At 58.9% G+C, this 8,608-nt stretch carries 4 protein-coding genes; 2 read left to right on the forward strand and 2 right to left on the reverse strand.

The features are described from left to right. Window positions 1-905 precede the first annotated feature (905 nt). Window positions 906-3,665 (reverse strand): S8 family serine peptidase, encoded by a 2,760-nt coding sequence (locus tag FXB41_RS09200; protein WP_219681388.1) that lies wholly within the window; start codon window positions 3,663-3,665, stop codon window positions 906-908. 751 nt (window positions 3,666-4,416) lie between these two features. Between FXB41_RS09200 and FXB41_RS41910 the strand changes: the two genes are divergently transcribed. Continuing rightward, window positions 4,417-4,656, forward strand: a complete 240-nt coding sequence (locus FXB41_RS41910) for a hypothetical protein (protein ID WP_083870004.1) — start codon at window positions 4,417-4,419, stop codon at window positions 4,654-4,656. A gap of 959 nt (window positions 4,657-5,615) precedes the next feature. On the opposite strand, the gene FXB41_RS09205 is transcribed toward FXB41_RS41910, so the two are convergent. Next, window positions 5,616-5,870, reverse strand: a complete 255-nt coding sequence (locus tag FXB41_RS09205; RefSeq protein ID WP_219681390.1) for a hypothetical protein — start codon at window positions 5,868-5,870, stop codon at window positions 5,616-5,618. Window positions 5,871-7,880: 2,010 nt separating this feature from the next. Here FXB41_RS09205 and FXB41_RS09210 point away from each other — a divergent pair. Beyond that, a complete protein-coding gene (locus FXB41_RS09210; protein ID WP_219681392.1) occupies window positions 7,881-8,177 on the forward strand; it encodes a hypothetical protein in 297 nt (98 codons plus the stop codon). The last annotated feature ends 431 nt before the right edge of the window (window positions 8,178-8,608 follow it).

Raw genomic sequence — 8,608 nt, forward strand, 5'->3', positions numbered from 1 at the left:
AGTAAAACGTCAGGTTACGCGGCGCGAACCATGAAGTCCCGCGCAGCAAGACCTTCCTAGCCCAATTCGGGGGCAGACAACATCGCGGCACAGCACCTGGTTGAGCAAGTAGATGAGGTATTGCAGCGCAAGCTTACGATCTGCCGCGGCTGCAGGTAGGTGGTCGGCAATGACGGCAGGCGCTGTTGACCAATGCAAGCGCTTGTTGATTCTCGCATGGACCTATTGTCGGATGAAAACTATGGCATGTGGAGGTCGCGGAGCAACGTAAAAGCGTGCCTCACAGGCGAGGCATTCCAAGTGCTCCGCAATGTCAACCCGCAATCCAGATAACATCTTTTTTGACCAGCAATCCGGGCATTCTCTCTGGTTCAATGCGTCAAGAGCATCTGCGACAGTCATTTCGAGCTCGTGAAACTGGCTGCATCAGACACCGAAAGAGCGACTGATGTGTTTCGCCATCACGATAGCAACGTCCGTATAGCGGCCGTTCGACCAGAACTGATCGCAAACCAGCAAAAAGAACAGCGCACTAAGCGAAATCAGAATTCCCTTGCACATAGCGGACTTGTCCCTTGATGAGACTGCCAACCGAGCAGGTATGAACTGAGAGAGACGATATGCTTCTGAAGTCGCAGTTGCGACGATCTGCAATGATTCAGGCTGGCAAGAAGCCGTTACTAATCCGTTAACTGACGGATCCGAAAATCTCTGCGGAAGGTCGGCCTCTGGTCCGAAGCTGCTGATCTCGGAGAGGTCCGCTATTCGGGCTATCGTCTCGAACCCTCGCGTGCTCTCCCCTGGAGTCAACAACTATTCATTGGTGAGTCGGCCGACCGTGAACTCTGAGCTGAGAGCAAAGTGTGAATGTCTCAGGCGACTTGGTCAAACTCAGTCCTGGGTGCTCAAGGTGTAACAGTCACGCTCTTGAAGACGGTGCCGCCATTGTTGGAACGGCCGCTGAAGCGGACGGTCTGCGGGCCTCGCGAGGTGGCACTGAATTTCCAGATGGCGGAGCGCGTATCGGCCTCCGTCACAGTGCCAAGTGTGAGGCTGGCCGCATTTGAAAAATCCATCGCCACGCCATCCTCGCGGGTGGTCGAGACCCCGAGCAGGCTTAGACCGCTAGACCCCGCCGCCGCTGACACCTGAACCCCATATGCCTCGTAACTCGGGTTGAAAATGGTTGTCTTGATTGTGAAGGTCGAGCCGATCGCGGGAGACGTTGTGCTCGGCGTAGCCGTCATCGAAATCGCAGGCGTTGGATCGCCGCGAATGATTTTAGCTGCGATTGCCACCGGCAAGCCAAATGAGGGAGCTCTCCAGTTGATTGCTTTGAGCCGGAGAACGCCAGGAGGCGGATTGTCGATGATGAGATATTCGACGTTGTCGATATTAGACTGCGAGGCCCAGCCACCACATTGTCCAACTGCGTCCGGCGTGCAACTGGCGCCGGGATCGGCCCACAGGTCAACATCGTATGTCACCGCCTGTGATGCCCCTGCGCTCGCTTCGGGCTCGTCCCAAGTAAGCACAGCGACGACCCGCTTGGTACCCCGAGGCACGTCGATGTCGAAGAAGCCCCAAGACTTGTCGGTGATTGTCATCCACGCCCAATGGCCGCTCCAGCCGTTGGGGTCGAGGCGCGCCCAATGCGATTGATAATCGGAGACGCGTCCGAGCCCAAAATCATTGCGTCCGCCACCGGTGTTGTTCGCCGGACTGACCTCGTCCGAATGCAGCGTAGCGGAAGCCATGAGATGGGCACGCAGCAAGTGCGGTCGATCTCTGAAATCAGGATAGTGCTCCAGCAACGTCGTCGCGATGCCACTGACATGTGGCGTTGCCATGCTGCATCCGCTCTTATCCACATAACCATCCGTCGTTCCCGCCTGCGCGGAGGTCACGACAGCACCTGTTGCAACGAGGTCTGGCTTCATCCGATTATCGCCGGTCGGGCCGCGGCTGCTGCTGCCGGACAGTTCGCCAACCAAGCTCGATCCCGCGTCCTGCACGTTTCCGACCGTAAGAGCATTCTTGGCCACGCCGGGAGACCAGATCGATTGTGCGCCCGGGCCGTTATTGCCGGAGCACACGATGTAGGCCTGGCGTGTTTCCCAGACGCGGGCGTCGAGCTTGCGCGATTCGGAATCGGTTCCAGTCTGTCCCGATCCGCTCGCCCCACCGCTCAGATTGATGACAGAGGGGCGTGGCGCGTCGCAGCTGGTCGGGTCCGCCATGTAGTCGATTGCGTCCCGCAACCAAGAGTTTTGTCCAGTGTTGGTCGATTTCCAGATCTTTCCAACCCGGATGCGCTCACGCGAACCGACCGCAGTTGCGACGCCCCGGAACCGCGCTTTCGCAGCCCCAGTTCCGGAGATGGTTGCGAGGACGTGAGTGCCATGGCCATTCTGATCATTCCAAACGCCCGCAGCGTCACTCGTGAAATTAATCCCGCAACCGTTCTTGTTGAGGTCTTGGTGCATGGTTGCCGCCGCGCTTCCCAACATGGCGCCGGTGTCGAGTAAGCCCAACACAGTTCCCGCACCCAGGAAGCCGGACGCTCGGATGTAATCGACGCCATTCGTAGCCATGCTCTGATCGTGTCCGCCGCCGCTGCGACGCTCGATTTCGATGAACAGGATGAAATCCAAACCGGAAAGAATGCGGATCTGTTCGGGTGTTGCGAGAGCCTCATAGCTCCGCAACACCGGGTCGTAGCGACCGACCTCCGCACCCGTAGCTTGGACCCGTTCGGCGAACGAAGTTTTGGGATCAGTTTCAAACAGGCTGATGACAATTGGAAATCGAACCACCTCGGCCCCGAAACGCTCGATGGCAGATCTCAGCTCCGGCGCTAATTTTTGGTCGGGCAAGGGGTAAGCCAGTGATCTAAACCCGGGCAATCTGGCAATACCCTCCAACGCCTGGGCTTGCAGGGGGACGCGGACCTTGAGTGCTGTCCCATGCAGCCCGAGCGATGCGACCCCGAACTCGCTCATCAGCGTGCGCTCCGTGGCCGCGTCCGGCAGGAAATCCATCAGCAGAAAGGCATAGGTCTCAGTCCGCTCCCCTGCGGCTAAATCCGATCGTATGCGCGGGTCGATCCCGGTGGCCGGTGTCGTCGTCCCTCCCGAGAACCCAAGCCGATAGGCCTCAAACGATCGGACATCCGACGCGCCGCGCGAAGGATAATTGGCCGGAGGCTTCGGGCGATCCTTTGGCGCAGAGAGCGGCCTGTTGGGCGCCTCCGTTTGGACTGTTGTCGCCTCAGTGCCCCGATGCGGAAGTGCATCGCGCGGCGGCTTGCGATCGGCAGGGGGAACCAACCGATCCGCCACTGATTCGTCAGACTTGGTCGGCCCGAAGTCGCGGCGTTTGGTGTCATCCGCGCTCGTCGCACGAGGTAGCCCAACGCCCGCCCGGCGCAATCCGAAGTTTTTGACCCCGTCCTGGACGGCCTCGAGCGAAAGGGGGGCGCCCTCGTCGTCTCGATTGATGCGCATAGTGCTATTTTGGCCGCTCGACGCGCCTTCCGCGGGAGCAACGGTCTGCGCAGACGCAAGCGCGACAGGCGCAGCAACCAGTAAGGTCGCAACGAGTGTTCTCAACGGCACTGAACGACAGCAATAGGTTAAACGCTTGGGTAAGAAGGTTTCGTTCATTGGCTTCCTCCAAATGAACATTCTTACGCGGCGACTTTGATCCGACACCTGAATCGTCGGAATGGCACACACAAGCCGGCAGAATCAAATCTGCTTCGCGCGAACATCACGACGCGGTCGCGCTCGATCTTTTGCGTTGAGCATCCTGGCAAATCAATAAATGAATCCTAACAGCACAACGGAAGATTATGCAGTGATTTAGTTCACAAGATTGCTAATTCGATTCAAAATAGACAGGCTCGTGAAATCCAATCGGCCCGTCCTTCCATAACAACACATACGCAGGCCTGCAGGCCCAGCGCCGGCGTGGGCGTTTTGAGCCCAGGTCACCTATCTGAGCAGTGCCCGATACTGCGGCACTGCCACTGCTACGGCCTTACCAGCGCCGCCTCATCGGAAACGCGCCACGCTGCGACGCCAAAACACAGCGTAAGCATCAACGTGGTCAGCAATAGCAGGACTGAGAAAAAGTGGCTCACACGCGTCTCCGCAACAGAACGTCCCAGTACGGGCGCAGGTGGATGGTTCGAAAAATACAGCTGCGCTGACCTGGCTTCCTTTTCCACAGGTTGTAAAATGCTAGATCAACAGCTTTGAACAGCGGAGCGCATCGTCGATCGGTTCGCGCGGGGCCGGCAACTTCGCGCCGCGCTGATCGTAGCTAAGCGGCACGGCAGGAGTTATGATCTTTCCTTCTCGCTCCGGTCATTCGCTTTCAAGGAGTCTGGCAGTGATAAAAATCTTACAAGGAATGCTCCTCGCGACCTCGGTTCTCACTGCTGCTAGTGCGGCGCACGCAGCGGGTGGCTGTGGCGAGGGCTGTCACAGGACAACCGGTGGCGCATGTGTCGTTGACGGCTGGGGCACGGGAGCCAAGGTTCGGAACGAATGCCCGGCGACCTCTCGCCCCCGTCCACCCTGCGGCGGCGGGGATTTCATCTGGGACCGCACCAAACAGGCGTGCTTTCAAAATAACCGCAGCTGGTTCTGATCTTAGTGCGTTGCCCCAGCGCCGGTGCGAACGAGTTCAGACAGGAGCAGCTTGGCCGTCATTTCTGGCGGCACCCCTCCCACGTGGGTTGCCTTACTTCCAAGCGCCGACTGCAGGTACACGATGGAGTTCTGGACGAAATATGTCCCGTGATGCTTAACACCGTCGATTGTGACCGTTAGGGTGCGAACTACAGCAGGCCTTCCCCTGTGAAGCCTCGCTCACGGCAGTCCTTCAAAGCTCACGCACTAAGTGCATGATTCAGGCTGGCGTAAAAACTTAAACCAGCGTGTCACTCTCTGAGGCGTTACTCGCGGCAGGCCCGGCGCACCGTGGCAGTCCTGCGTGGACTAGAGAACGATCGAGGGGCCGCCAGTAAGGCGGCCTCTTTCGCCGGTTCACGCTGGCCGGCCTAGCACTCCCGGCGCTCAAATCCGCAATTGGATGGGCAGCCGAGAGCATTAGGGGCGGGAAAGCAAGCCGTGCCATGTTCGCTCTAATGTGACAAGGCGCCACCGGTAGTTGTCCGGAGTCCATTTTCGGAACGGGGTGTTCTACTGTCGGAACACCGGCGAGATTTGAGACCAAGTTATTTGTAGTTGCCCGGGATGGCCGCAGTGGGGCTGGAACCACGCTGCGGCCTTTCCCTTGAGTGCACCTGAGGGGCAATGTTTTCTGCGGGGGGATTTGTGAGCATCCAAAGCATCGGGGCGACTATCTCGGAGCGCGAGCTGGCAGCGCGCGGCGTGCAATCATTGCGGCATTCCGATTGCATGGAGATCGTTGAAAATCTCCTCGTTCGCTTGAAGGCCCTGGACCAGGAATTGGCCGCACCAAACAAGAGCCAAGCTAAGCTCGAACGAGAGACGATCCCGGCTTGGGGGCCTGAGGGTTGATGCGGGGGCCGCTCCGCCAGCTCGAGGAAGAGAGCTAGCGAGACAGCAAGCCGGGCAGTGATGCTAGGTTCCTACGGCTTTCAGCAGCCGCACGTAGGTACCGCTCTCGTGCAGCTCCAGCCAGCCCTTCTCGACAGCGCGCCTGATGCCGGCGCCGAACTCCGCGCCGCTTCCCTGGAGCGTGTAGAGGGAGGAGTAGTTGATCTTCTCGATATGGATTCTGCCGTCCTGTATCGCCTCGATGCCCGAAGCCAGCTGGACGAGCTGGCGGCCTGCGGCTTTTGGATCTGCAAAAGGGCGTTCGGTGACGTGCTTCATCGCTGGAATCAAAACCTCAAGCCTATGCTTGGCCTGACTTGCCCGCTGCTGTCATGCCAGTTCGGGACGATATGCACAGATCCTGCGGCGCCGCGGTCTGAGCAGACCAGGCGCAAGCCGACGCGCGACCACGGCTGATCCTGCGGGAGTGTCTCGAGCCGCACGTCCACCTTGCGATCGCAACAGCCGTTCAAGCATTCGATGTTGCAGGTCACATGGCGTCAGCCAGCCATTCCGCAGGACTGCGGGGCGGATAGTGGCCGGACCATTTCGTGTGCCGAGGAGCGCGCATGCCGCCAGCAAAGCTGGCATCTTAGGTATCTCGCAAATTATCGATTCCTGGTGGCTCGGAACGCGCGAGCGACCGCTTGTTGTAGGTGGGGAAAAGTCGCCTGAACGTCCGCCGCGTTACGCTCGCAGGCGCTCCCCTGAGCCGACAAACGAAAATGAAGCCGCCGGGCAAACAATACCTTGTCCCGGCGGCCTGATATCCGTCCAGCCCCGGGAGAGGATCAGCAAAAATCCCGGATCCTGATCAGTATAGGCGCGCGGTGTGGGGGTTCAGTTCGCTTTTAGAAAATATACCCCAAAGCCCGCCGGCTCACGCCAGCATTGCCATGCTACAATCCAAGGGCAGTCGAGGGGCTTTCTGCTCGAGTTGATTGAGAGCGATGCCGAGGCAGGTGCCACTATTATCTTGTAGCGATTTGATCGACGGCAGGTAGGAGTGCGCAGAATGATTAGGCCGCTTCCATTGCTCTGGCTTTGGTCGGAGGCGCTGCACAGGCTCAGCAGGGCGCGCCTCGCAACCCTCAGAAATTGGAAAAGTGCCAGTAGCTTGCTACCGAACGTGGTTTTTCGAGTGCGGGCGAAAGAGGAGAGGGACAAGGTCGCGCAAAGCGGGAGTTCGTGATCGCCTGCATGCATGGGAAGCAAAGCTGACCAGGCGCTTTGTCGAGCGGCCATTTTCGGCCCGCCGGTCACGCTGGCGGCCATACGGCGAAGGCCGCAGCGGGTGGTTAAATCGCTGCGGCCCCGCGTGGTCAAATGAAGCCGGGTCAAAAGGACCAAGTGAAATATGCAGCCAGCCCCGGTGCAGAAAATTCTGCCCCAGCATGGTCTCGTTTGCAAATACAATTCGGTAGAACCGAAATCCCTGCAGTGGGCATTTTGTTCCAAGAACGGAACGATATTGCTATTCTCCCGCGAACCGGAGCTTGGCGCGTGCGAAACCACGAACCTAAGCAGTGGGACCGAGGGCGAGGTACAGACGCTGATCAAAATGATCAAGGGAGGGTCGAGATCGCGACCGAGCTTGGGAGGTATATCGCGTCCGTCAAACGTGTGGCCGCGGGTATGGCCTTTTGCTGCGAAGCGCAAGGAGCGCTGCACAAAGACGCAGACGTATCAGCCGCTTGTAGAATCGCACTATTCTGACTCAGCCAAACCTTACGGGGAAAGCAGGGAATGGTTAGGCCCGGCGCATCATACCGGACTAGGACGCGTCGGGCCGCGACTCCGCAATCGCGCACAATTACTACGGAAGGCACGTGGCAATAGCGAGAACGATATCGGCGCCGAATTCTCCGGAATAAACCGAAATCAGAAATCCCGCGGCCAGAGCAGCTACAATCACTTTGAGTGTCAGCATTTGACATCTCCACTTAAGTCGCGCGGACAAAAGTCGGCTCGGTCTTTTTCCAGGGTGCTTCGCGGGTCCAGCAGACAGTTTCATTCACTGAGTTGTTATCCCGGGCGTGCCGCGGTCCAGCCTAGCGGCCCTCAAGCCAACCAGCCCCTGCCGGTGCACTCGACCGGGGCTGCGCAGGTGGATGGCGGGAGGCTCAGATGTGAGGTGTCGCCCACCGCCGACGTCCGGCCGCTGGCGAAGGGATGCACATTCCGAGGATGAGAAACATGGCGAGCACGCGCATTTTGGTTTCTTCTGACCAGGACCCTTTAGCTATTTGCTATCTCACGTGCATTTTCTCGACGATCGAATAGAGCAGCATGAAGATCGGCAAGAAGACGAAGAACCAAACGGCCTCCGGTTCGACCCGGGAAAATTCGCGGTTGGGATCTGTTTCAGTGCCGAACGGCACAGGTGCCACAGGCGGCTTTGGACGCCTGCGTTTTACCGCTCGGCTTAGCAGCCGTCGAGTCGCTGGTTCGTCGGACGGCGGATCGCTTGCGCGTCGGCTCTGGTTCGTCACGACTTTAGACCGCGAACATCAGCGGGTATTTGCGGACCAGTTCGAGGTCAACGTAGCCGGCGGCATTGATCCACTCGTGGGGACAGTAAACTAGCGAGCCAGGGTCGAGCTCTAGGCCATCCCGTTTTATTGCCTCGCGCGTCCCCAGTCGGCCGGCCCATTGTCTCCGTCCGTTTGGATCAGGTCGCATCGTGTCGAACACGGTGTCGTTTTTCGTCATCGCAATTCCTGAGGTGTTGAAACCAATCTTTACGAAATGACCTCCGCTTGACGCCGGTGTTCTCGCCGACAAGTGATATTCGCTTTTGCAGTTGCTCATCTCAAGCCCGCACAGGTCGTGCTGACCGTCTTCCCTGTCTCACTCTCGCCGTTGCAGGTTGCAGGAGTTTGGCGAAGGGTGGTCCAGAATTGATAGGTGCGGCCGGACCAGCCTCGGCACCCGCGGGCTGGAATGGTGGCTACCCGTCTGCTCCTCAGGGTGGGTGGGCCGCCAGCATTGGATCGCTCTCTTCGTCGAGTCAGCGC

The organism is Bradyrhizobium canariense, assembly GCF_019402665.1.
In the GTDB taxonomy this organism is placed as follows: domain Bacteria; phylum Pseudomonadota; class Alphaproteobacteria; order Rhizobiales; family Xanthobacteraceae; genus Bradyrhizobium; species Bradyrhizobium canariense.